The organism is Streptomyces sp. NPDC046887 (assembly GCF_040644755.1).
In the GTDB taxonomy this organism is placed as follows: domain Bacteria; phylum Actinomycetota; class Actinomycetes; order Streptomycetales; family Streptomycetaceae; genus Streptomyces; species Streptomyces lichenis.
Genome location: NZ_JBEYXH010000010.1, coordinates 79,292 through 102,304, shown reverse-complemented (window position 1 = coordinate 102,304; position 23,013 = coordinate 79,292). Strand labels below are relative to the sequence as shown.

Annotated in this window: 24 protein-coding genes; 4 read left to right on the top strand and 20 right to left on the bottom strand. The window is 73.1% G+C overall.

Annotated elements, in window-relative coordinates; genetic code table 11:
• Positions 1-46: 46 nt before the first annotated feature.
• The 11 genes from ABZ945_RS12890 to ABZ945_RS12840 form a co-directional block, all read right to left on the bottom strand.
• Positions 47-802: an alpha/beta hydrolase gene (locus tag ABZ945_RS12890; RefSeq protein WP_361267639.1), complete on the bottom strand. Its 756-nt coding sequence runs from the start codon at positions 800-802 to the stop codon at positions 47-49.
• Positions 799-1,686, bottom strand: coding sequence for a beta-ketoacyl synthase N-terminal-like domain-containing protein (locus ABZ945_RS12885; RefSeq protein WP_361267637.1), 888 nt, complete (start codon positions 1,684-1,686; stop codon positions 799-801). Before ABZ945_RS12885 ends, ABZ945_RS12890 begins: the two co-directional genes overlap by 4 nt.
• Positions 1,683-2,810, bottom strand: coding sequence for a beta-ketoacyl synthase N-terminal-like domain-containing protein (locus tag ABZ945_RS12880; RefSeq protein ID WP_361267635.1), 1,128 nt, complete (start codon positions 2,808-2,810; stop codon positions 1,683-1,685). Before ABZ945_RS12880 ends, ABZ945_RS12885 begins: the two co-directional genes overlap by 4 nt.
• Positions 2,807-4,063 (bottom strand): beta-ketoacyl-[acyl-carrier-protein] synthase family protein, encoded by a 1,257-nt coding sequence (locus ABZ945_RS12875; RefSeq protein ID WP_361267633.1) that lies wholly within the window; start codon positions 4,061-4,063, stop codon positions 2,807-2,809. The genes ABZ945_RS12880 and ABZ945_RS12875 overlap by 4 nt, the downstream gene beginning before the upstream one ends.
• A gap of 47 nt (positions 4,064-4,110) precedes the next feature.
• On the bottom strand, positions 4,111-4,362 hold the full coding sequence (locus ABZ945_RS12870) for an acyl carrier protein (protein WP_361267631.1): 252 nt from the start codon (positions 4,360-4,362) through the stop codon (positions 4,111-4,113).
• A 58-nt stretch (positions 4,363-4,420) separates the two neighbouring features.
• Positions 4,421-4,639 carry an MbtH family protein gene (locus ABZ945_RS12865; protein WP_361267629.1) on the bottom strand — a complete coding sequence of 73 codons (219 nt, stop codon included), beginning with the start codon at positions 4,637-4,639 and terminating at the stop codon, positions 4,421-4,423.
• Between the two features lie 319 nt (positions 4,640-4,958).
• A complete protein-coding gene (locus tag ABZ945_RS12860) occupies positions 4,959-5,522 on the bottom strand; it encodes a hypothetical protein (protein WP_361267627.1) in 564 nt (187 codons plus the stop codon).
• A 254-nt stretch (positions 5,523-5,776) separates the two neighbouring features.
• Positions 5,777-6,034, bottom strand: coding sequence for a LysR family transcriptional regulator (locus ABZ945_RS12855; RefSeq protein WP_361267625.1), 258 nt, complete (start codon positions 6,032-6,034; stop codon positions 5,777-5,779).
• Positions 6,035-6,269: 235 nt separating this feature from the next.
• The gene (locus ABZ945_RS12850; protein ID WP_361267623.1) at positions 6,270-7,481 is read right to left on the bottom strand and encodes an MAB_1171c family putative transporter; all 1,212 of its coding nucleotides are present in this window, start codon (positions 7,479-7,481) and stop codon (positions 6,270-6,272) included.
• Positions 7,482-7,488: 7 nt separating this feature from the next.
• Entirely contained in the window at positions 7,489-7,998 is a 510-nt protein-coding gene (locus ABZ945_RS12845; RefSeq protein ID WP_361267621.1) for a hypothetical protein, read from the bottom strand.
• 211 nt (positions 7,999-8,209) lie between these two features.
• Positions 8,210-9,586, bottom strand: coding sequence for an FAD-dependent monooxygenase (locus ABZ945_RS12840; RefSeq protein WP_361267619.1), 1,377 nt, complete (start codon positions 9,584-9,586; stop codon positions 8,210-8,212).
• Positions 9,587-9,700: 114 nt separating this feature from the next.
• On the opposite strand from ABZ945_RS12840, the gene ABZ945_RS12835 reads away from it, so the two are divergent.
• Positions 9,701-10,279 carry a TetR/AcrR family transcriptional regulator gene (locus ABZ945_RS12835; protein WP_361267617.1) on the top strand — a complete coding sequence of 193 codons (579 nt, stop codon included), beginning with the start codon at positions 9,701-9,703 and terminating at the stop codon, positions 10,277-10,279.
• Between the two features lie 13 nt (positions 10,280-10,292).
• Here ABZ945_RS12835 and ABZ945_RS12830 read toward each other — a convergent pair whose 3' ends face one another.
• The 5 genes from ABZ945_RS12830 to ABZ945_RS12810 form a co-directional block, all read right to left on the bottom strand.
• Entirely contained in the window at positions 10,293-10,847 is a 555-nt protein-coding gene (locus tag ABZ945_RS12830) for a hypothetical protein (protein ID WP_361267615.1), read from the bottom strand.
• A gap of 2 nt (positions 10,848-10,849) precedes the next feature.
• On the bottom strand, positions 10,850-12,046 hold the full coding sequence (locus tag ABZ945_RS12825) for an ROK family glucokinase (RefSeq protein ID WP_361267613.1): 1,197 nt from the start codon (positions 12,044-12,046) through the stop codon (positions 10,850-10,852).
• A gap of 140 nt (positions 12,047-12,186) precedes the next feature.
• A complete protein-coding gene (locus tag ABZ945_RS12820; protein ID WP_361267611.1) occupies positions 12,187-12,981 on the bottom strand; it encodes an ATP-binding cassette domain-containing protein in 795 nt (264 codons plus the stop codon).
• A complete protein-coding gene (locus ABZ945_RS12815) occupies positions 12,978-14,024 on the bottom strand; it encodes an ABC transporter permease (RefSeq protein WP_361267609.1) in 1,047 nt (348 codons plus the stop codon). Before ABZ945_RS12815 ends, ABZ945_RS12820 begins: the two co-directional genes overlap by 4 nt.
• On the bottom strand, positions 14,021-15,040 hold the full coding sequence (locus tag ABZ945_RS12810; RefSeq protein ID WP_361267607.1) for a sugar ABC transporter substrate-binding protein: 1,020 nt from the start codon (positions 15,038-15,040) through the stop codon (positions 14,021-14,023). Before ABZ945_RS12810 ends, ABZ945_RS12815 begins: the two co-directional genes overlap by 4 nt.
• Before the next feature lie 303 nt (positions 15,041-15,343).
• Between ABZ945_RS12810 and ABZ945_RS12805 the strand changes: the two genes are divergently transcribed.
• A complete protein-coding gene (locus tag ABZ945_RS12805) occupies positions 15,344-16,351 on the top strand; it encodes a Gfo/Idh/MocA family oxidoreductase (RefSeq protein ID WP_361267605.1) in 1,008 nt (335 codons plus the stop codon).
• A 38-nt stretch (positions 16,352-16,389) separates the two neighbouring features.
• Here the strand turns inward: ABZ945_RS12805 and ABZ945_RS12800 are convergent, their stop codons facing one another.
• Genes ABZ945_RS12800 through ABZ945_RS12790 form a run of 3 tightly spaced genes read right to left on the bottom strand, consistent with a single transcriptional unit; the run spans position 16,390 to position 19,585 of the window.
• The gene (locus ABZ945_RS12800; protein WP_361267603.1) at positions 16,390-17,574 is read right to left on the bottom strand and encodes a cytochrome P450; all 1,185 of its coding nucleotides are present in this window, start codon (positions 17,572-17,574) and stop codon (positions 16,390-16,392) included.
• A 59-nt stretch (positions 17,575-17,633) separates the two neighbouring features.
• On the bottom strand, positions 17,634-18,308 hold the full coding sequence (locus ABZ945_RS12795) for a response regulator transcription factor (protein WP_361267601.1): 675 nt from the start codon (positions 18,306-18,308) through the stop codon (positions 17,634-17,636).
• Positions 18,305-19,585 (bottom strand): histidine kinase, encoded by a 1,281-nt coding sequence (locus ABZ945_RS12790; protein ID WP_361267599.1) that lies wholly within the window; start codon positions 19,583-19,585, stop codon positions 18,305-18,307. The genes ABZ945_RS12795 and ABZ945_RS12790 overlap by 4 nt, the downstream gene beginning before the upstream one ends.
• A gap of 147 nt (positions 19,586-19,732) precedes the next feature.
• Between ABZ945_RS12790 and ABZ945_RS12785 the strand changes: the two genes are divergently transcribed.
• Entirely contained in the window at positions 19,733-19,951 is a 219-nt protein-coding gene (locus ABZ945_RS12785; protein WP_361267596.1) for a hypothetical protein, read from the top strand.
• A gap of 58 nt (positions 19,952-20,009) precedes the next feature.
• Positions 20,010-20,801: a hypothetical protein gene (locus tag ABZ945_RS12780; protein ID WP_361267594.1), complete on the top strand. Its 792-nt coding sequence runs from the start codon at positions 20,010-20,012 to the stop codon at positions 20,799-20,801.
• Here ABZ945_RS12780 and ABZ945_RS12775 read toward each other — a convergent pair.
• A complete protein-coding gene (locus ABZ945_RS12775) occupies positions 20,753-22,954 on the bottom strand; it encodes a TIR domain-containing protein (RefSeq protein ID WP_361267592.1) in 2,202 nt (733 codons plus the stop codon). The genes ABZ945_RS12780 and ABZ945_RS12775 overlap by 49 nt on opposite strands.
• Positions 22,955-23,013 lie beyond the last annotated feature (59 nt).

Genomic DNA, 23,013 nt, shown 5'->3' with positions numbered 1-23,013 from the left:
TTCGTGTCGGGACGTATCGGGTCGAGCGGAACCGTGTGCGCCGGGATCAGGCGCCGGCCAGGGGCCGGGCGCGGTCCGGAGCCTGCTCCAGGAACCGGTGCACGGTGCCGGTGAACCAGGCGGGCCGTTCGAGCATCGGGAAGTGACCGCAGCCGGGTACGGTCACCGACCGGCCGGCGGGCAGCCGGGAGGCCAGGTGGCGGGCTTGCTCCGCGGGCGCGGACCGGTCGGCCGCGCCCCCGATCACCAGGGCCGGGGTGTCGACCAGGTCGACCCGGAACAGCGGGGTGCGCAGATAGGTGTCGAAGAACCGGAGCCAGCCGTAGGGGCCGATCCACTCGGTCATGCGCCGGGCCATGTCCGCGAGGCGCTCCGCTTCGATGCGGTGGCCGGGCGTTCGCAGCCTGATGGACTCGGCCATGGTGCGCGGGAAGTCGTCCAGGGTGGGGGCGATCATGTCCCAGTGGAAGCTGTCCGCGTCACTCTGGTAGAAGGGGTTGACGAGCACGACGGCCGGTACGTTCAGCGGGTCCGCGGCGGCTGCCCGGCGGCAGAGCAGTTCGAGGAGCACCACCGAACTGAACGAGTGGGCGACCACCAGGTCCGGGCCGCCGGGAACCGCGTCGAGCACGTCCTGGAGCCGGGCCGCGGAGTCGGCCTCGTGCCTCCAGTCGGCGATGCCGCCGCCGTGCCAGGGCAGTCGGGGCGCGTGGATCCGTAATCCCGGCTGCCATCGCCCGGACAGCGACCCCCAGATCGCCTCGTTGTTCGCCAGCCCGTGCAGCAGTACGACGTTCTTCATCCGGTGCGCTCCGGAGCGAACAGCACCGCTCCGGCGGTGCCGGCCAGGGCATGCACAGGGCCGCTTCCCCCCTGGGCGAACCAGCCGGCCGCGGCGGCGCACTGCACGACGCCGAGTGCGCCGGAGAGCTCACCCCAGCCGGAGAGCGCGAGGCCTCGGGCGGAGTCGGGCACGTGGTCCTCGGTGCCGAGCCAGAGGTCGGCGCCGGGCGCCCGCCGCTTCAGCTCGTCGACGGTGTCGGCCTGCCGGGCGGTGCGGACCACCGGTCCGAGCAGGGCCTTCGCCGGGGTGGTGGGGTGGCGGCTGAGGACCACGGCGGCGCCGCCGTCGGCCACCGGGCCGCCGACGAGCCGACGGGTCACCTCGTTGTCCGGTTCGACGCCCGTGACCAGGATGTGGTCGGCGCGGCCGGCCCGGAGCATCAGGGCCGCCCAGCGCATCGCGTCAAGACCGGAGGTACGGCCGTTGCACACCGTGAGGTTGGGGCCGCGCAGGCCGTAGCGGATCGCGGTCTCGGACGCGATGATGTTGCTGGAGGCGTTGGGGGTGTCCATCGGGCTGAGGGCGCCGGTGGACTCCTTGGCTATCGTCTCGACGGCCCGGCACACGGTGTCCGCGTTGCCCAGGTTGGAGCTGACCACGGTGCCCACCCGGTCCCCGGGGACGGTTCGCTCGCCCTCCCGCAGAATCCCGGCATCGGTGAGCGCCGCATGGGCGAGGGCCAGTCCGAGCCGGGTGGCCCGGTCCTTGAAGCGCAGTCCCTTCTTCCCGATCAGGGCGGCCGGGTCGACCGGGTCGGCCCCGGGGCGGGCGGGTTCGAGCAGGGCGCGGGGATCGGCCGCGCCGGGCAGGGCCACCGCGACCCCGGTGACGGCGAGCGTCATACGGCACCTCCGACGATGGCGACGGCGTTGACGCCGCCGAACCCGAAGCTGTTGACCTGCGCCAGCTCCAACGACGTGTGCAGGCTCTCGCCCGCCACCAGCCGCAGCCCCGCGCCTTCGGGCAGGGGGTCGGCCAGTCCCGCGATGGGCGGCACGATCCCCTGGTCCAGGCAGCGCAGTGCCACGATCAGGCTGAGCAGACCGGCCGAGCCGGAGGTGTGGCCGGTCAGCGACTTGATGCCGGTGAGGGCCGGGCCGTGGCCGTCGAAGACCCGGCTGGTCACGGCGGCCTCCGTACGGTCGTTGAGCAGGGTGCCGGTGGCGTGCAGCACCACCAGGTCGATCTCGGCGGGCGTGACGCCGGCCCGCTCGTGGGCCTGGCGGATGGCGCTCTCGACCCCGGCCGGGTCGGGAGCGGTCTGGTGGTGGGCGTCGCAGTTGACGGCCACCGAGCGCAGCCAGCCGCGGACCGGGCGGTCCGCGGGTGCGGAGCGGCTCAGGACGACGGCCGCCGCGCCTTCCCCGAGGATCGTGCCTTGGCGGTCCTTGTCGAAGGGACGTACCGAGGACGGCGGATCGAACTGGACCCGGTCGGCCTGGCCGAACATGCTCTCCGTCACCACGTCGCAGCCGGCCACGACGACCGTCTCCGCCTCGCCGAGTTCCAGCATGTCCCAGACGAGCGCGAGGGCGTAGAGGGAGGCCGAGCAGGCTCCCGCGTAGGTGTGGGTGTCCACGGCGCCGAACCGGCGCCTGAGCGCCTCCTCGAAGTGCAGGCCGTCGGCGTCGAACGGGATGCCGTCACGCCACCACAACTCCAGGGAGCGGAGCTCGCGCAGACCGGTGCCGACGAGGACCGGGATTCCGGCCAGGTCCTCGGACAGCCCCGAGTCCAGCACGGCCTGCCTCACCGCCTCGACGAGGAGGCGGCCGGCCCGGCCCGGCTCGTCGACGCCGTCCGCCCGGTCGTCGATCTCGAAGAGCTGCCCGGCGTTGAAGCGGGAGCGGTCGAAGGCGCGCAGCGGTGCCAGTCCGCTGCGGCCGCCGCGGAGACTGTCGAAGATCTCCACCGGGTCGGCTCCGATACTGGCGACGGCGCCGGTTCCCAGGATCGGGTACGTCATCGCAGTTCCTCGTCCGCCCCGTACTTGCCCAGCACCACGATGGCGTTGTTGCCGCCGAAGGCCAGTCCGTTGTTCTGGACGACCCGCAGATCGGCGTCGACGGCCTGGTTGGGCACGCAGTCGATCTCGCACTCCGGGTCGGTCCGGTGGTGGTTGATGGTCGGTGGGATGAAGCCGTGGGTGATGGCGAGTCCGCAGGCGATCGCCCCGAGTGCGCTCGCGGCGCCCATGGTGTGGCCGAGCATCGACTTCAGGGAGATCGTGCGGGGGGTGGCGGCGCCGAACACCTTGCGGATCGCTCCGGCTTCGGTGATGTCGTTGGCCTTGGTGCCGGTGCCGTGGGCCGAGATCAGATCGACCTCCTCGGGCTTCACTCCGGCGTTCTCCAGGGCGATCGCGATGCATTCGGCGACGCTGTCCCCGTTGGGCGCGACCTGGTGGTACGCGTCGCAGTTGAGGCCGTAGCCGAGCACTTCGGCGTAGATCGTGGCACCGCGGGCCAGCGCGGAGTCCAGGCTCTCCAGGAGCAGTACCCCGGCTCCCTCGCCGGTGAGAATGCCCTTGCGGTCGGCATCGAAAGGCTGGCAGTGCTCGGGGGCGATGGTGCCGAGGCGGTAGAAACCGGTGAAGGTCTTGCGGCACATCGCGTCGGCGCCGCCGCACAGGGCGAACTCCACCTCTCCCGAACTCACCGCGTCGAAGCCGTAGCCGATGGCGTAGTTGCCGGCGGAGCAGGCGGTCGCGATGGTGGGGGCCTCGATGTCGGTGAGCTCCAGCTCCTGCGCGATGGCAGTGGAGAGCCGGGCCGCCGAGACCCGCCTGACGACCTCGGGGTCCATGTTCCGAGGGCCGTCGGCGAGTTCGGCGGCCACCAACTGGTCCAACTCGTAGGACTCGCCGTCCGTGGTGCCGACGGAGATCAGTCCCCGTCGGCCGGCGAGTTCCACGGGGTCCAGTCCGGCGTCCCGCACCGCCATCCGCGCCGCCGCCACGGCGAAGCGGCTGGCGCGTCCCAGCTCCCGCACGGGGATGCGGGAGATCCACTCCTCGGGTTCGAACCCCGTGACCTCGCAGCCGTTGACATGGGCGAAGCCTTCGACGTCGAAGACCGATATGGGGCTGACACCGCTACGGCCGGCCCGCAGACTGCCGGTGAATTCCTCGGCCCCGATGCCAATACTGGAGATCACTCCGAAGCCGGTGAGGACCACTCGGCGTTTCCCGGTTCCGGCGCCGGGGCTCACTGAGGACATACTGTTTCCCCTTCAGGTCTTGCATCGGCAGAGCTGCTGGGCAGGGGTCAGCGGACGGGGGCCTCGGCAACCACCTTGTAGACCGCCTCCAGATTGATCATCTGGGCCAACTCGGACTGGTCGATGGTGATGCCGAATTCCTTCTCCAGGGCGGCCAGGATTTCGATGGCCCGCAGAGAGTCGGCACCGTGCTCCTCGATGAAGAGGCTGGTGTCCGTCACCTCGCCCTCTTCGATTTCGAGAATGTCACAGACTATTTCCTTGATGGCCGAGCGGTGATCACTGGCAGCGTTGGACATGATTCGCCTTCTCCTCGACGGTCGGTCGATGCGGTTTCGCGGGGAATTTCCGGCCCGTTCAGGACGACTGGGCGGCCATCGCCTTGACGAGGCTGCGCGGGCGCATGTCGGTCCACCGCTCGTTCACCTGGTCGAGGCACTCCTGGCGCGGAGCCGCGCCGTACACGGATTCCCAGCCCGCCGGAATCTCCGCGAAAACGGGCCAGATCGAATACTGGCCCTCGTCGTTCACGAGCACATAGTACTCGGCACTGTCATCCTCGAATGGATTGGCCATGGAGCTTTCTCCTTCCCGGAACTCTCACCGAATTCGGCTCAACCTTAAGCATCCGAGAATGGGGACGACAAGACTTTCCGGTGACCGCTTCACCCCTGCGTTCGAGAGTTCGCAATGAGGAGAATTCAATGAGGTGTTGCGCGGCGCCTCCGCCGCCCCGGTCGGCGGCCGCATCGGCCGGCATCCACCGAGAAGCCCCGGCGGCCGGCGGGTACAAGGCCGGCGGGCCGGTGCGGTGATCACTCTTCAGGTATCCGCGGTCACCCAGGGCCACGCCGCGGGCATCGAAGATTTCTCGTCACCGCGACCGGGCCGGCCGTCAGGCGGTGGTGCGCGCCGCGTACGTGCGGCGGCGGTAGTAGGAGTAGGTGACCGCGCCCAGCAGCGGCCCCCAGGCGAGCAGCGGTCCGTAGGAGACGGCCAGCACCCATCCGGTGCTCATCACGCCCGACGGGTCCTTGTCGCCGGTGCCGATCACCGGTTCGGGGTGGAAGTGGAAGATGAAGGTGTTCAGCACGAAGTAGACGCAGACGGCGGTGACGGCGAACGCTCCCAGCGCGGCGGGGACGACCGCCGCGGCCACCGGCACCCGCCGGCCGCCCACGAACGGAAGCCCGCGCGGCAGGATCTCGCCCCAGGGCCGGACCAGGCCGAGGGTGAGCAGCGCGAGCAGTTCGGAGACGACCGTCAGGGCGAGCATGTACGCCTCTTCGGCGATGCTCGTCCCGCCCTCCAGCCAACCGAAGGCCACGCCGATGATGACGGCCACCCGCCACAGCCCCGAGGGCAGGACGCACCAGGGAACGGCTCTGGCCGCCAACTCGGCCCAGCGCGGGACGGGTTGCGGCAGAGCAGCGGGGGGACGGGCGTCGGTGGCAGTCATGGCTGTTCCTTCTGCGACAGCAGGGGGGAGGTCCTCTGCACACTATTCGCGGCGGTGCCTCCCCCGCACTCCTGCGCAGGTATGGATCACCTCCTCCGCCCGGCGTAGACGAGGCGCCCGGATGGGCAGCCGCGGGGTGGCGGCCCGGCGACGGAGGTGGCATGAAGTTGCAGCTGACTGCCACTACAGCTGGAGCAGGTGGGGGGTGACCCGGCTCCGGGCCTGGATGGTGCTGGGGACCGAAGCCACCGGGGTCACACCGGGGCGCAGACGCCCTTCATACTGTCGATCAGGACGAGTACGGCCCGGGCGGAGGGCAGTATCATGCGGCCCTCCCTGGTGAGCTTCGCGCCGGTGGAGTCTCGGGTGAAGAGTTTGGTGCCCAGCATCTGCTCCAGGCACTTGATCTGGTAGCTGATGGCCGGTTGCGAATAGCCGAGCACCTTCGCGGCCTGATCCATGCGTCCGGTTTCGGCCACGGATACAAAGGCCCGGAACTCACGCTCGTGCATCACTCCCCCTGTCTCTTGGTGAACACAAGCGAGTTCAAGACAGCTCCTGCTCCGTACCGCCGGAATCGCCTTGAATTCCCACACATACCAGCCCACTTGCGGTATGAGGACAATGGGAGGTGCAGGAAGCTGCCTTGGGACGTTTCGCCCCCGGTTCCGCCGAGGGCGCCTCGGGGCAGGTCACCGCGGTGGGAGCGGCCTCCGCGGTGCGTACGGCCGTCGGCCACGTGGTGCGTCAGCTCCCCGGGGTCGCGACTTCCTGGCGGGTCGGCGAGGTGTCGTAGTGGGCGGCGATGCGGAGCAGTTCGCGGACGTCGTCGTCCGGGGTGCGCACGAGCTCGCGGGTGCCGGCGTCGGCGTACTCGGCCGGGGTCCGCGGGGGTTCGTCGCGGCGGTAGGCGCCAAGCGCCGCGCGGAGCTGGTCGGCGGTGACGGCGGAGGCGAGTTCGGCGCCGGTGAGGCCGGCGGCCCGATGGTGCCGCTCGGCCGAGCTCCGTACCGACTCGTCCAGGTGGTGCCGCAGGGCCCATTGGCCGTCGCGGATCTCCACCGTGCGGCGGTACAGGTGCCAGGCGGGGTCCCAGACGTACAGCCGGGCGACGGTGCGGGCCGGTTGCAGCGCGACGCCGGGTACGGTGCGGTGGACCGCCTCCCACAGTGACGCCAGTCTCCGGTAGTCGCGTTGCGCACGCGTCCAGGCCCGTACCCGGGGGACGACGTGCACCGCCAGGGTCGGGATGAAGAAGCCGATCAGGACGAGCGTGTTGCCGCCGTCGGCGCAGATCCACGCCAGGCCCTCCACGGCGGGCGGCAGGGGGTGCTGGTCGAACAGCCGGGTGGCGATCCCGGCGAGCCGGATGGCGCTGTAGCCGAGGGTCAGCACCGCGCCGGCCCCGACGAGACGCAGACCGCGGGCGACCCATGCCTGGTCCGTACGGCGCGCGGCGGTCCAGCAGCCCACGGCGAGAGCGGTCTGGCCGACGGTGTAGGTGACGATGTACAAGGACAGATAGGCCTGGTACGCCCCGAAGTGGATGTACTGGGCGGTGATGGTCTGCGGAGTGGTCCGGCCGGACGAGGGGAGCTGGAGGAACAGCACCACCAGACCCAGGACGGCGACCGCCCCGGCGCCCAGGCACAGCCGGGCCCGCTGTGCGGCCTTCCCCGGCGGGAGCACCCAGTAGGCGAGGGCGACCGGCTGGAGGGACACCTGGACCGTCACGGTGGTGAACGCTGCGAGGATCCCGATGGCGGGGAGCCCGGTGGAGTCGCCCAGGAGCACCCAGACCGGCTCCAGGGACACCAGGAAGGACAGGGCGCAGAAGCCGTAGACACCGGCGAGCGCGGCCAGCGACCGGTCCTTGCGCAGGTGCCGCGGCGGCCAGAGCAGCAGCAGGAATCCGGCCGAGGCGAGGATCGCGGATACGGGATGGAGGAGTTGCTGCACGAGCCTGCTACCTCCTGGTGCGCAGCAGCGTCTCCGCCACCCGGTCGTGCGCTCCGACCTGCCGGCCGGGACCGTGCACATGGCGCTGGAGGTGGGAGCCGATCAGCTCGGCCTCCCGCTCGTCCTGGTACGTGTAGTCGCTGCGCCCCAGCATGGTCCGCACCGTCTCCGGAGCGAGCGTGGTGATGAGCTGGTCGGTCATCACCACGGCCGGCGCAGGAGTGAGAGCCCCGTGGTGGTCGCACAGGATGTGGGCCAACTCGTGCGCGATGATGTGGTCCTGGTGGGCGCGGCTGGTCTTCTCGTCCACGAAGATGTAGTCGACGCCCGCCCCGGTCCGTATCCACACGCCGCACACGCCCTGCGTACCGCCGAGGGGGTTGGGCACGACGCGGATCGGGTGGCCCGACCGCTTCTCCACGTGGGGCAGCAGGTCCCGGATGCTGTCCGCCGGCGGTAGGCCGAGGTCGCGGACGAAGCGGCGGCTGTCACGCCGCGTGCTGATTCTTTTACTCACGGGTTCTCGTCCGCACTTCGCTGGTCGGGTCGGGGAGCAGACGTCCCGTTCGCGGTGGTACTCGATGACGTCGGGGGATCCGGTGCCTGCGACACAGCGTGTTCCCGGTCGCACACCCCTCGACACTGTCGCTCAGTTGCCGGACGGAGTCCAGTCAGGGCCGGAACCGATCGCGGTCCGGGCGTCACGGGCCCAGGTGTCTCACCGGCGGTCAGCCCAGGTAGCCGTCCGGGCGGATACGGAAAGCGGCGCCGGGCTCGGCGGCGTAGGCGGCGAAGGCGTGGCCGTCGGGGTCGGTGACATGGCGGCCGCGGGCGGGCGGGGTGGTGCCGGGGCGCAGGACGGCGTAGGCGTGCGGCTCGTCGGGGGCGGGGGTGCCGAAGTACAGGCGGGTGGCATGCGGGCCGCGGAAGAGGTCGAAGAGGCGTACGGGCCGGCCGGCGGCGTCCAGCAGCGGGGCGTCCGGGGCGCGGTCGCCGGTGGCCAGGGGGCCTTCGGCGTCCGGGGCGCGGTAGCTGATGTCCAGGCCGTAGCCGTCCGGGCCGCGCCGGTGGGCGTCCTCGCGGCCCTCGGTGTACCGGTCGAGCAGGGCGGTGCTGGCGCCGAGGACGCGGGCGGCGACCGTGCGCCGCTCGGTCTCGTAGCTGTCGAGCGCGGTCTCCCCCGCCAGCTTCCAGCCCAGGTTGTAGGCGTCCTGCACACCGGTGTTGAGGCCCTGGCCGCCGGTGGGCGGGTGGACATGGGCGGCGTCCCCGGCGAGGAAGACCCGGCCGACCCGGTAGCGCTCGGCCAGCCGTACGTTGGGCCGCCAGACGGTCGCCCAGCCGTGGCCGGTCAGCCGCACTCCGGCCCGGCACCGGTCCAGCAGGGCCTGCATGGTGGCCAGGGAGGCGTCGTCGCCCTCGCCGAGGGGGCTGATGAACTGGAACGCCCCGGTGCCGGGCAGCGGGGTGAGGGCGACCCCGTGCACCGGGTCCTCCGCCCGGGCGAACCAGTGGCCGAGGGCGAGGTCGAGACCGGGTGCGGTGACATCGCCGACCAGGACCCGGAAGGACTCGTCGGTGGTCCCCGGGAACGCCACCCCGATCGCCTTGCGGACCAGGCTGGCGCCGCCGTCCGCCCCGACCAGGTAGTCGACGCGGGGCCGTTCGCCGGTGGACAGGTGGGCGGTGACTCCGTCGGGGTCCTGCTCCAGGGCGGTCAGCGCGGTGCCGAGCTCGACCTTCACCCCGTACCCGGCGAGCCGGGCCCGCAGGATCGCCTCGGTCTGCGACTGGCCCAGCACCCAGGGGTCGGGGTAGGGCACGGCCGGGGTGGGCGCGGCCGGTTCGACCATCCGCCGCTCCCCCGCGTACGCGCCGTCGAGATGGACCCGGAAGGGCGCGGTCGGCGCGCCCGCCTGGTGTACGGCGTCCAGGACGCCGAGGTCGTCGAAGACCTCCAGGGTGCGCGGCTGGAGGCCGTCGCCGCGCGAGCCGGCGAAGAAGGATCCGGCCTTGTCGATCACCCGCACCTCCACTCCGCGCCGGGCGAGGTCGATGCCGAGGGTGAGTCCGGTGGGTCCGGCGCCGATGACGAGGACGCGCATGGGGTTCTCCGTTCGGTGGGCGGGCGTGAGCATTTGCTGAATTGGAATTCAGTGAATGTGGATTCAGCATGCGCGCTGCTAGCGTGCCTCGTCAAGCGGCGAGGAGGAACGGACGTGCGGGCGAGTCGGGAGAAGCAGGCGGCCGACACCAGGGCGGCACTGCTGGCGGCGGCCGAGCGGGTGTTCGCCGCGAAGGGGTACCTCAACACCAAGATCACCGACATCACGGCCGAGGCCGGACGCTCGGCGGGCTCCTTCTACAACCACTTCACAGGCAAGGAGCAGTTGCTGGAGGCGCTGCTCGGGGAGGTGGCCGCGGCGAGCGACGCCTGGGCGGCGGACGAGGCGCACCGCGCGGACTTCTCCGACCCCGAGGCGGTCCGCCACCATGTCTCCGCCTACTGGCGGGTCCACCGCGCGCACGCCCCGACCATGGCGGCGCTGCGCCAGGCAGCGCTGGTGAGCGAGGAGTTCGCGGCCGTGCTCGACCGCTTCCGGCGGGACCAGAGCGGGGACCTGGCCGGGCATCTGGCGCCGGTGGAGCGGCTGCCGGCCTCGCCCGGGACCAGTCTGGCGCTGATGACGACCGTGCTGGAGGGGCTGGCCGGGCTCTGGCCCGAGCTCTCCGAGGAGGAGGCCGTGGAGGCCGGCACCCGCTTCCTCTACCGGGCGCTGAACGGCCGGGACTACTGACCCGGGCCCGACGTCAGGGGGTGGTGGTGGAGACCACGTAGACCCGGGGGGCGGCCGGGTCGGTGAGGTCGACGGTGATGTCCCGGTCGGGGCGGGGGGTGGGCAGGTGGTGGGTGGTGGCGGCCCAGTCGCGGCGGCCGGGGAAGGTCCAGCCGACGGTCGCGGCGTCCCGGTGGCCGACGCTCACCTTGCCGGTGTCCAGGGCGGAGCGGCTGGTGCCGACCCGTTCCAGGAAGGTGTCCAGGCCGGAGCCGCTGGTGGTGAACTCCACGTACAGCCGGCTGGTCTTCCAGTTGCTGGTCTCGAAGTAGGCGACCTCGGTGGCGCCGCCCGGGATGGGCACCTCGAAGACCCGGCGCTTCATCTTGGAGGGCCACTGGTCCTGGAGGCCGGCCACCGAGGACTCGGCGGCCTTGTCGCGGCCGCTGTCCCGGCTCTGCTGCGCGGAGATCACGAGGTAGCCGGCCGGGATGCCGATGAGCAGCACGATGACCAGCGCGGTGATCACCCGGCGGCGGATCATCCGGCGGCGCTCGTCGGCGGTGGCGGGCTGGTGCAGGACGGACATGGCTACGGTTCCCGAGGGGTGGGTTCGGTTTCCGTACCGTCGGCCGCCGCGCCGCTGAAGGGCAGGGTGCCGGTACGGATGGCCTGGGCGTACCGCTCGTAGCGCTCATGGCGCTCGACGCGGCGGCGGTTGGCGCGGCGGAAGCGGCGGGCGACCAGCCGGGCGAGGTCGGCGGCGCCGACCATACCGGCCTCGGGGCCGAGCTGGGCCTTGGCGATCCGGGCCTCGGGGCGGTAGCCGCGGCCGGTGAGGTGGCGCTTGAAGGCGTCCCGGGCGGGGCTGATGAGGAGGTCGTCGGCGGCCGAGACGCCGCCGCCGATGACGAAGCAGGAGGGGTCCAGGGCGGCGGCCAGGTTGGCGATGCCGACGCCGAGCCACTGGCCGATGTCCTGGAGCAGCTCCACGCACATGGCGTCGCCCTCGCGGGCCAGCTCGGTGATCAGCGGGCCGGTGATGTCGGGGACGCTGCCCTTGACCCGTTCGATGATGCTGTACGCGACCGGGGAGTCGGCGGCGGCCAGCTCGCGGGCCTCGCGGACCAGGGCGTTGCCGGAGCTGTACTGCTCCCAGCAGCCGCGGTTGCCGCACGGGCAGCGGTGCCCGCCGGGGACCACCTGCATATGGCCGAACTCGCCGGCCACCCCGTACTTGCCCCGTTTGACCTGGCCGTCCTCCAGGATGGCGCCGCCGATGCCGGTGCCCAGGGTGATCATCACCAGATGGTCCTCGCCGCGGCCGGCGCCGAAGCGCCACTCGGCCCAGGCGGCGGTGTTGGCGTCGTTGTCCACCATGACGGGGACGGCGAGCCGGGCCTCCAGGGCGTCGCGGAGGGGTTCGTTGCGCCAAGCCAGATGGGGGGCGAACAGCACCCGGCTGCGGTCGGCGTCCACCCAGCCGGCCGCGCCGATGCCGACGGCGTGCACATCGTGCCGGTCGGAGAGGTCGAGGACCAGCTCGGTGATGGTGTCCTCGACCACCTTGGCGCTCTTGGACTTGTCAGGCGTCTCGGTCTTGATCCGCTCCAGGATCTGGCCGTCGGCGTCCACGACGCCCGCCATCACCTTGGTGCCGCCGATGTCGATGCCCACGGTGGGGACGCGGGGGGCGCTCAGATGCGAGCGGCGCTCCCGGGTCCCGACGGTCCGCAGCACGGTGGCGCGGGCGGAGCCCCGGTGGGCGACGTCTCGGTACGTGCTCAACGGTCCTCGCGTGGGTGGTGTCGGTGGGGCCGGCGGGACGGGGCGCACCGGCGGCGGACGGCGCCCGCCGGGACCGATTCTGCCAGGTGCGGGTGGCCGGGCGGCCGGGGCGCGGGGTTGCGGCGGCCCGGCGGCGCGGATCACTTTCCGGGGTCGCGCTCCAGTTCGTGGCGGAGGTCGTCCAGTTCGCTGCCGCCCGCCATCTGCCTGGTCAGCTCGTCGAGGGTGACCGCCTCGCGGGTGTGGGCGGCGGCCATGGCACCGCGCTTGAGGAGCACGAAGCGGTCGCCGACGAGGTAGGCGTGGTGCGGGTTGTGGGTGATGAGGACCACGCCGAGCCCGGCGTCGCGGGCGGCGGCCACGTACTTCAGGACGACGCCGGACTGCTTGACGCCGAGCGCGGCCGTGGGCTCGTCCAGCACCAGCACCTTGGCGCCGAAGTGGACGGCCCGGGCGATGGCCACGCACTGGCGCTCGCCGCCGGAGAGGGTACCGATGGGCTGGTCCACGTCGCGCAGGTCGATGCCCATCCGGAGGAGCGCGGAGCGGGTGGTCTCGCGCATGGCGGCGGTGTCCAGCCGACGCAGCGGCCCGCGGCCGGTGGTGGGCTCGGAGCCGAGGAAGAAGTTCCGCCACACCGGCATCAGCGGCACCACGGCGAGATCCTGGTAGACGGTGGCGATGCCCCGGTCCAGGGCCTCGCGCGGGGAGCCGAGGCGGGTCTCCTCGCCGTCGATGCGCAGGGTGCCGGCGTCATGGGGGTGCAACCCGGCGATGATCTTGATCAGGGTGGACTTGCCGGCGCCGTTGTCGCCCAGCACGCAGGTGATCTGCCCGGCGCGGACCTGGAGGTCGATGCCGTCCAGGGCGCGCACGGCGCCGTACTGCTTGCCGACGCCTTCCAGTTCGATCAGAGGGGTGGTCTCGGGGCTCATCGGGCGGCCTCCGCGCGCTTGCGGACCCAGGCGTTCAGCAGGGTCGCCAGGAGCAGCATCGCGCCGAGGAAGAACTTGAACCAGTCCGGGTTCCACTCCGCGTACACGATGCCCTTGCTGGTCATACCGAAGATCAGCGCGCCGACGGCCGCGCCCACGGCGGAGCCGTAGCCGCCGGTGATCAGGCAGCCGCCGATGACCGCGGCGATGATGTAGATCAGCTCGTTGCCGACGCCCTCGCCGGACTGGACCACGTCGAACGAGAACAGCAGATGCTGCCCGGAGACCCAGGCGCCGAAGGCCACCCCCGCGTAGAGGGCGGTCTTGGTGGCGCGCACCGGCACACCGACGGCGCGGGCCGCCTCCGCGTTGCCGCCGACCGCGTAGACATGGTTGCCGAAGCGGGTGCGCAGCAGGATCCAGGTGGCCAGCGCCACCAGGGCGAGCCACCACAGGACGGTGACCTTGATGCCGACGCCGCCGATGGTGAAGGTGGAGGCGAAGAGCGCCCGGGCGGAGGAGAAGCCCTCCATGTCGGCGATGGTCTTGGTGGAGACGGTGCCACCGACCAGCTTGGTGACGCCCAGGTTGAGCCCGGTCAGCATCAGGAAGGTGCCCAGCGTGATGATGAAGCTGGGGAGTCGGGTCCGGGTGAGCATCACCCCGTTGAAGACGCCGATGGCCAGGGTGACCAGCAGCGAGACGGCGGCGCCGACCCAGACGTTGGCGGTGAACTGGAAGCTGACCATGGAGGAGACCAGCGCCGAGGTGGTGACCAGCACCCCGGCCGACAGGTCGAACTCGCCGCCGATCATCAGCAGCGCCACCGGCACCGCCATGATCCCGATGGTGGAGGCCGCGTAGAGCACCGTGCCCAAACTGGCGGGGCGCAGGAAGCCGTCGGCGGCGACCGCGAAGAAGAGGAAGACGGCCAGCGCGCCGACCACCGAGCCCAGCTCGGGGCGGCCCAGCAGCCGGCGGGCCAGCGGGGGCCGGGTGGTGGTGCGGGCCGCCGGGGCGGCCTCCTCGGCGGCGGCGGTCATCGGGTGCCCCGCCTGGTGTACTCCTCCAGCCGCGCGGCGTCCTCCTTGGTGACCACCTGCGGTCCGGTGAAGACCGGGCGGCCGCCGCCGAGGACGTCGGCGTTGTAGCGGTAGAGCCAGAGCAGGTCCACGGCCTGGTACCCCTGGAGATAGGGCTGCTGGTCCACGGCGAAGCCGAGGTCGCCGCTCTTCAGCCCGGCGGCCACCTTGGCGTTGAGGTCGAAGGTGTCGATCTCCGCCTTGGCGCCGGCGGTGCGCTTGGCCTGCACGGCGGCGTCGGCGAACGGGGCGCCCAGGGTGACCACCGCGTCGATGGCGCGGTCGGTCTGGAGCTTGGCCTCGATGGACGCCTGCACATCCGGCATGGTGGTGCCGTCCACGTAGAGGTTCTCCACCTGGCCGGGGAAGGTCTTGCGGACCCCGTCGCAGCGCTGCTCATGGCCGACGTTGCCCTGCTCGTGCAGGATGCACAGCGCCTTCTTTCGGCCCCGCTCGCCCAGCTCGGTGCCGACGGCCTGACCGGCCACGCCCTCGTCCTGGCCGATATGGGTGAGCGCCCCGTAGGCCTTGGACTGGTCGGCGCCCGAGTTGACGGTGATCACCGGGATGCCGGCCTTGACGGCCCGCTGCACGGCGGCCTTCATCGCATCCGGCTTGGCCAGGGTGACGATCAGCCCGTCGACCTTCTTGTCCACATAGGAGTCGATCAGCTGGGCCTGCTGCTGGCCCTCGTCGCTCTTGGCGTAGAGGAAGTCGATGTTGTCCTTGACGGCGGCCTGCTTGGCGCCGCTCTGGACGATGTCCCAGAAGGTGTCGCCGTCCCCGGAGTGGGTGACCATGGCGAAGGTCCACCGGGGGGTGTCCACGGCCGAGCGGCCCTGGGCGGCGGCCGCCTTGCGGGCGTCCTCGGCCCGCTTGCCGCCGGTGGAGCTGCATCCGCTGAGGACCACCGCCAGCACCACCGCCAGCACCGCGCCCACCGCGCGTACCGGGGTGCGCGGCGGGATACCCCGCATCGGCCCGTGTCCTGTTCTGCCTGCCCTTGCCACGCCGCCGTGCCCTTCTCGCCGTACCGCTCGCCGCCGGGACACCGACCGCTCCGTCCCGACCGGCCAAGTATGGGTCATCGTGCTCCGGCGCCCAGTCATCGGCCCCGTCATCGGCTGCCACCACCCCCGTCCGTCCCCGTCTCCGCCGTCCTCGGGCGTTTGGCCGCCTTCGAGCGTTTGTACGGGCGGCGGGGGCAGCGGTCAAGAACACGCACGGTCGGGCCCGGTGATCGCTTGACAGCGGCCGGGGGCCGATCCACCGTCGTGCCCATGCGCATCGGAGTCATCGGCACGGGGCGGATCGGCGCCTTCCACGCGGGCCTGCTCGCCCGCCATCCGGAGGTCGGGAGCCTGGTCGTCGCCGACGCCGACCGGACGCGGGCGGCGCGAGTCGCCGAGGCCACCGGGGCCGCGCTGGCCGGCGGCGCGGACGAGGTGTTCACCTGGGGCGTGGACGCGGTGGTGATCACCTCGGCCACCGCGTCCCACGCCGAACTGATCGCCCGGGCCGCGCGGGCCGGGCTGCCGGCCTTCTGCGAGAAGCCGATCGCCGTGGAGCTGCCTGGCACCCTGGCCGCGCTGCGGGCGGTCGAGACGGCCGGCTCGGTGCTCCAGCTCGGTTTCATGCGCCGCTTCGACGCCGGGTACCGGGCCGCCCGCCGGGCGGTACGGAGCGGTCGGCTGGGCCGGCTGCACACCGTACGGGCGATCACCTCCGACCCGGCGCCGCCGCCGTCCGCGTACCTTCCGCTCTCCGGCGGGCTCTACCGGGACTGCCTGGTGCATGACTTCGACATCCTGCGCTGGGTGACCGGGCGGGAGGTGGTGGAGGTGTACGCGACCGGGTCGGACGCCGGGCCGCCGATGTTCCGGGAGGCCGGGGACGTGGACACCGCGGCGGCGCTGCTCACCCTGGACGACGGGACGCTGGCCACCGCCACCGCCACCCGGTGCAACGGGGCGGGCTACGACGTACGGATGGAGCTGGCCGGGGAGCGCGACCAGGTGGCCGTCGGCCTGGACGAGCGCACCCCGCTCGCCTCCACCGAACCGCTCGGCCCGCCGCCGGCCACCCGGCCCTGGACCGGGTTCCTGGAGCGGTTCGCCCCGGCGTACGAGGCCGAGCTGGACGCCTTCGTCCATCTGGCCCGCGGGGAGCGGGACAACCCCTGCGACGGCCGGGAGGCGCTGGCCGCGCTCCGGGTCGCCGAGGCCTGCGAGCGGTCCCGGCGGGAGCGGCGCCCGGTGCCGCTGGCGGAGATCGACGGGGCGCCCTGACGGCCGGCCGGTCTTCGAAAAGGCCGGCAGGCCGTGCTTCACCAGGTCACGGGCAGTCGGCGGACCCCGCGGATGAGCAGGCCGGGCAGCCAGTCCGCCGGGGCGGCGGCCGGGTCGAGGGCGAGGCCGGGGAAGCGGTCCAGCAGGCCCCGTACCGCGATCCGGCCCTCCAGCCGGGCCAGCGGGGCGCCCAGGCAGTAGTGCAGCCCGTGGCCGAAGGCGAGGTGTCCGGAGGTGTCCCGGCGGATGTCGAAGCGGTCCGGACCGGGGAAGCGGGCCGGGTCCCGGTCTCCCGCCGCGATCCCGACCAGCACCGAGGCACCGGCCGGGATGACCGCGTCCCCGCAGGGCACCGGCTCCCGGGCGAAGCGGACCGTGCCGGTCTCCACCGGCCCGTCGAAGCGGAGCATCTCCTCCACCGCCCCGTCCAGCAGCCCCGGGTCGGCCCGGAGCGCGGCCAGCTGCTCCGGGTGCGAGAGCAGCGCCCGCATCCCGTTGCCGATCAGGTTGACGGTGGTCTCGTGCCCGGCGATCAGCAGCAGGTACGCCATGGCGCGCAGCTCGGTCGCGGAGAGCGCGTCACCGTCCTCGGCGCGGGTGCGCAGCAGCCCGGAGAGCAGGTCGTCGGCGGGCCCGGAGCACCGCTTGTCCTCGATGAGCTCGTCCAGGTAGCCGGAGAGCGCGTGGACGGCGCCGGACTCGGCCTCGTCGTCGCTGGGCGCGACGATCTCGGCGGTCCAGGCGCGGAAGGCGTCCCGGTCGGCGGCGGGCACCCCGAGCAGTTCGCAGATGACGGTGATGGGCAGCGGGAAGGCCAGCCCGTCCACCAGATCGGCCCGCCGCTCGCCGCCGCCTGCCATGGCGTCCAGCAGGCCGTCGGTGATCGACTGGACGCGGGGGCGCAGCGCCTCCACCCGGCGCCCGGTGAACTCCCGGGTGACCAGTCGGCGCAGCCGGGTGTGGTCGGGCGGGTCCAGGACCAGCAGATTGGAACCGACCACCTGCTCGTCCAGCATCGTGCCGCCGACGGTGGCGGGCGACTTCGACAGCCGGGGGTCGGCCAGCGCGGCCCGCGCCTCGGTGTGGCCGACCACCAGCCACACCTCGTGGCCCTGCGGGGTGCGCACCCGGTGCACCGGACCGGCGCCGCGCAGCCTGGCGTACACCGGGTACGGGTCGGCGGTGAAGTCCTCGGCGAGCGCGGCGAGTTCGATGATCTCCATCGGCCCACTGTAGGCACCGGCCGGGCCCCGGTACGGCACCCGGCCCACCCGCCGGTCCGCTAGGGCGCGGCGTCGCCGTCCAGCAGTCCGGCGTCGTGCACGAGCAGGGCGATCTGGACGCGGTTGTTGAGGCCGAGCTTGGCCAGCACCCGGGAGACATGGGTCTTGACGGTGGGGACGCTCATATAGAGCACGGCGGCGATCTCGGCGTTGGAGCGGCCCTCGCCGACCGCGAGCGCCACCTCCCGTTCGCGTTCGGCGAGGACGGCGAGGCGCGCGGTGGCCGCGGCCCGGCGGTCGGCGGGGCCGGGCGGGGCGTCCGCCACCCGGTCCATCAGCCGGCGGGTGACCGCCGGGGAGAGCACCGGGTCGCCGGCCGCGACCCGCCGCACCGCGTCCACGATCTCGGCCGGCGGGGTGTCCTTGAGGACGAACCCGGCGGCCCCGGCCCGCAGCGCCCGCACCACCTGCTCGTCGGCGTGGAAGGTGGTGAGGACCACGACCTCGGGAGCGCCGGGGCGGGCGCGCAGCCGCTCGGTGGCGGTGAGCCCGTCCACCCGGGGCATCCGGATGTCCATCAGGACGACGTCGGGGGTGAGCCGGTCCACCAGGGCGGGCACCTCGGAGCCGTCGGCGGCCTCGCCGACGATCTCGATGTCGGCGCCGCCGAGCATCAGGGTGAGTCCCGCGCGGACGAGGGGGTCGTCGTCGACGACGAGCAGCCGGATGGTCATACCGGCCACGGTAGCCAGGCCCGCAGGGCGAACCCGCCCTCGGGGAGGGGCCCGTGGTCGAGCCGGCCGCCGGCCAGCACGGCCCGCTCGGTGAGCCCGATCAGCCCCTGCCCGGCGCCGGGCATTCCGGCCGCGCGGTCTTCGGCGGCCGGGTTGCGGACCTCGACGGTGAGCCCGTCGCCGGGGCGGCCGCGCACGGTCACGGTGACCTCGGCGCCCGGGGCGTGCTTGCGGGCGTTGGTCAGGCCCTCCTGGGCAACCCGGTAGACGGCGCGGCCGGTGGCGGCGGGGACGCCCGAGGGGTTGGGGACGCCGTTGTCCAGGGTGACCCGCATCCCGGCCTGCCGGGACTCGGCGGCCAGCTCGTCCAGGGTGGCCAGGGTGGGCTGCGGCCGGTCGGGGTCGCCCTCGCCGGGGGCGCGCAGCACCCCGATGATCTCGCGCAGGTCCTGGAGGGCGTCATGGGCGCTGTCCCGGATCACCCCGGCGGCCCGGGCCACATCGGCGGGGGCCGCGTCGGGCCGGAACTCCAGGGCCCCGGCGTGCACGCTGAGCAGGGTGAGCCGATGGGCGAGGACATCGTGCATCTCCCGGGCGATGGCCTCCCGGGCGGCGCGCTGGGCCTGCTCGGCGCGCAGCTCCGCCTCGGCCTCGGCGCGGGCGGCCCGTTCGCGCAGGGCGACCACCAGCTGGCGGCGGGCGCGCACCAGCATGCCCCAGCCGGTGACCAGCAGAAGGAGCACCGCGCTGGCGATGATCCCGGCGAGCAGGCCCATCGACGGGTCGGGCCGGACCACCGCCTGGGCGATCGAGCAGGCCATGGCGAACAGCCCCAGCGGGGCGAGCCGGCCGAACGGCACCCGGACGGCGGCGGTGAACAGGGCGACGAGCAGCGCGCCGCCGACCCCCGGGGCGATGACGCCGACCACGCTCAGTACGGCGGTCAGCTGCACCGACCACCGCCGGCGCACCCAGAGGGCGCAGCAGGCGGCGGCCGCGACGATCTGGTCGGCGACGACCACCGCGGCGGCGTTGTCCATCCCTCGGGAGGCCTCGGCGGCGAGCACCCCGAGGAGGGCGGCGAAGGCGAAGGCGACGGTGTCCACCACCCAGTCGCGGACCGTCCGGCGCCGCCCCGGCCGCCACCACCGGGTGCCCTCGTGCCTGGTGGCAGGGGCATCCGGGGTCGGGGCCTGCCGTGGTGCGGCCGCCGCCTCCTCCGCCGGGTCGTCCGCCAGGTCGGAGGGGAGCAGCCAGCGGTACTCCGCTCGCGTCATGCCCTCCACGCTAAGCGGCCGGGAGCCGGAAGGGGCGGCTCGGCGGGCGGGCGGCTACCGAAGTCGAGCGGGCCGATACTTTCGGACCCTCGGGACGCTGCCGAGGCCGGACGCGGCGGCGGCCCGGCCCGGCGGAGGATCGGCACCATGAAGAAACTGCTGGAGCTGGTGGGTGGAATCCTGCTGATCGCGGGCGTCTGCGGTGTGGTCCGGGAGGTGTGGCCGTGGTTCCGCCTCATGGGGTTCACCGACTGGCTGATCGAGAAGGTGGGCTTCCTCCAGGGGTGGGAGCTGTTCGCCCATATCGTCATCGCGGTGCTCGGCTTCCTGGTGCTGATGATCGCGGACGGCGTCCGCAAGGCGTAGCCCGGGAGCCCGGCAGCGGGGGCTGCACCGCGCGGGAGGGGGCCGCTAGAGTCCCGGCATGACCGACGGGGTGCTGGAAGTCGTGCTCGGGGTGGTGGCCGCGGGGATCAGCGCGGGCCTTGGCTGGTCCGCCCGGACGTATCTGTGGCGGCGACGACTCCGGCGCAAGCAGCGGTTCTTCGGGCTGCCGGACGGCTCGGAGTGCCTGTTCGTGGTCAACCGCCATATGGGCGGGGAGCAGCGCTCGGTGCACCAGCGGGACGCCTTCGCGCTGCTCGAACTGGCCGCGCTGGTCAAGGACTGCGGGGCCGAGGTCCAGATCGCCGCCCATGACGAGACCCGCCAGGGGTTCGGCACCCGGGCCGAGTTCTGCGTCGGCGGCCCGGCGTCCAACCAGCGCACCGCCGCACATCTGGCCGCGCTGCTGCCCGGGGTGCGGTTCACCACCACCCCCGAGCCCGGCCCGGACCAGGGGGCGATCCACATAGCCGGGCGGACCTACCGCAGGGTCAAGGGCCAGGAGGAGTACGTCCTGCTGGTCCGGCTGGCCTCAGAGGCCCATGCCCGGCCGGTGTTCCTGCTCTGCGGCCAGAGCGCCATCACCAACCAGACCGCCGCCCGCTATCTGGCCTCCCACCACGAGGAGTTGCACCGGCGCGGCTCGGGGGGCGTCCTCTGCCTGCTGCTGAAGGTGGTCAACCCGGCGGCGTACGGGGCGGATATGAGCGAGGTGGTGGCGGACGTCTCCGAGGCGGCCCGGACGGCGCCGCCGGCTCCGCCCGATGGAGAAGGCGCGGCGGCTCAGGAGAGTTCGGCCAGCAGCCTGCGGGCGGTACCCGCCCAGGAGTAGGCCTGCTGGAGCTGCTCCCGCAGTTCGGCGGCGTGTCGGAAGGCCTTCTCGCGGTCGGTCAGCACCGCCTCCATGGCCTGGCTCCACCGTGCGGTGTTCCGGTCGTCGTCACCGGTCGGCACGACGAACCGCGCGGCGCGGTCCTCCCCCAGGAGCTGCTTCAGCTGTACGGCGATTCCGCTGACGCTGCTGACCAGGACCGGGATGCCCGCGGTGATGGCCTCGACGGCGGACAGCCCGAACGCCTCGGCGCGGGAGGGCATCACCAGCAGGCTGGCCCCGCGGAGATCGGCGGCGCGTTCGCGGGCGTCGGCGCTGTACTCCCTGACCACGATGCCCAGTGGTGCTTCGGTCGCCTCCTCCAGCCGGCGCTTGAGGCGGTCGGCGGACCCGTCCGCGGGTGCGCCCCGGATGAACAACCGGGTCCCCGCCAGCGGAGCACTCCGCTTCACCAGTAGCCCCAGGGCGGTCGCCGCCGTGTCCAGGCCCTTGACCCCGACGTCCTCGGTGCGTCCGAGCACCAGCACCCTCGGGTGGCCCTTCGGCGGGCGGCGCGACGAGGGCGGGTCTCCTCCGCCGGGCGGGAGCGGCAGTCCGGCGCCGTCGAAGCCGGGCCGCAGTTCCTCCAGGGGCGGGTCCTCGAAGTCGGCCGCGTAGTCGTTGTACAGCCGCAGGCCGACGGCGAACGGATGGTCGGCGCTGGTGCCGAGGTCCACCTCCAGGCGGTTGCGTTCCTCGGCCACCCTCGCGGCGTCTCCGTCGCGGTGGTCCTTGAGCCATTCGAGCGCGTCGGGGTCCATATGGAGGATGTGCACCCGGGCGGCGTGCGGATAGTGGTCCTCGGCCAGGATCTGGGCGGCCCGTCCGGTGACCCGGCCGTGCCCGATGACCACCTGGGGGGCCAGCGGCAGCGCTTCCACGGGCGGTTTGCGGTACAGGCCCCACTCCCCCGCCCAGGCCGGTCCCCGCTCGCTGCCGGCGGCCACCAGGGTCACACCCGACTTCCGGGCGTCCTGGCGCTCCTCCTCGTCGTAGCCGGGGACCAGGCAGTACACGGAGGCGCCGGCCTGGGCGAGGCCCCGGCACAGTCGCCGGTTGAAGGTGCTCAGGCCGCCCCTGCGGGAGAACCACTCGGTGGCCACGGCCAGCACGCGCTTGCCGGCGGGCGGCGGGGAGGCCGGTGCCTGGCCGCCGCGGCCGGAGTAGACCCGCACCCAGTCGGGGTCGGCCGAGACGACCAGGGTGTGCCCGGACCGGGGCGGCAGCAGCGGGGCGAGTTCCCCAGGCGCCGCCGCCCCGGACAGGACGAGCAGCCATCGTCCGCGGCCGGTCAGATGGCCGAGGAGGTCCGCGGCCCGGTCACCGGCGGGCCCGGCGGGCACATCGAGGTAGTCGGCGAGCACGGCGTATCCGTCGCGCAGCGACGCGAGACCGGCCGCCGGCAGCCACCAAACCAGGTCGTACTGGGTGGCGTAGGTCTGGGCGTACTCCCGGGCGATCTCCTCCGCGCCGACGCCGTCCGCGCCCACCGGGGCATCCACCAGGGCACCGTGCCGGTCGGTCAGCTTCCGCCGGAGCATCCCGATCAGGTCGTCCCGGCCGGTCACCCGGGCCGAGGACACCTCCATGTTCCCCGCCACCCGGGAGGGGAAGGCCGCGGGCAGCCTCGGCGGCGGGGAGCCGGACGCCGGGTCCGCCGACGGGCCCGCGACGCCGCGTGCGCGGCTGGGGCCGGGCTGGGGGGCGGGGCCGGTTACGGCTCCGTCCACCGCGTCCCGCAGCGACCGGGCGGCGTCCCGCTCGCCCGCCGAGTACAGCCGCAGCAGTTGCCGGGCCCGTAGCGCGGGTGGCAGCAGGCCGTCCGGAATCGGCTCCACGACCACCGGGACCAGCCGCGCCGCCCGGCCGACGGCGGCGGCCCACCCCGCCGTGCTCCAGCGGCTCTCCAGAAACGCCGGGGACAGCAGCAGCACCACCACGGCGTCCGGGTCGGCGTCGGCGTCCAGGGGATCGGTGGCTAGCCGGGTGGACCAGACCCAGGGCGCGGACACCACCCGGTGGCCGGCCCGCCGCAACTCCCAGGCGACCCACTCGGCCCAACTCCGGTCCTGGCCCGTGTGGTTGATCACCACAGGCACCGCGTGCGCGGACATGTGCCGTCCCCTCTCCGCTCGGTCGCGATCACCCTACGGCCAACCTGTCGCGCGTTCGG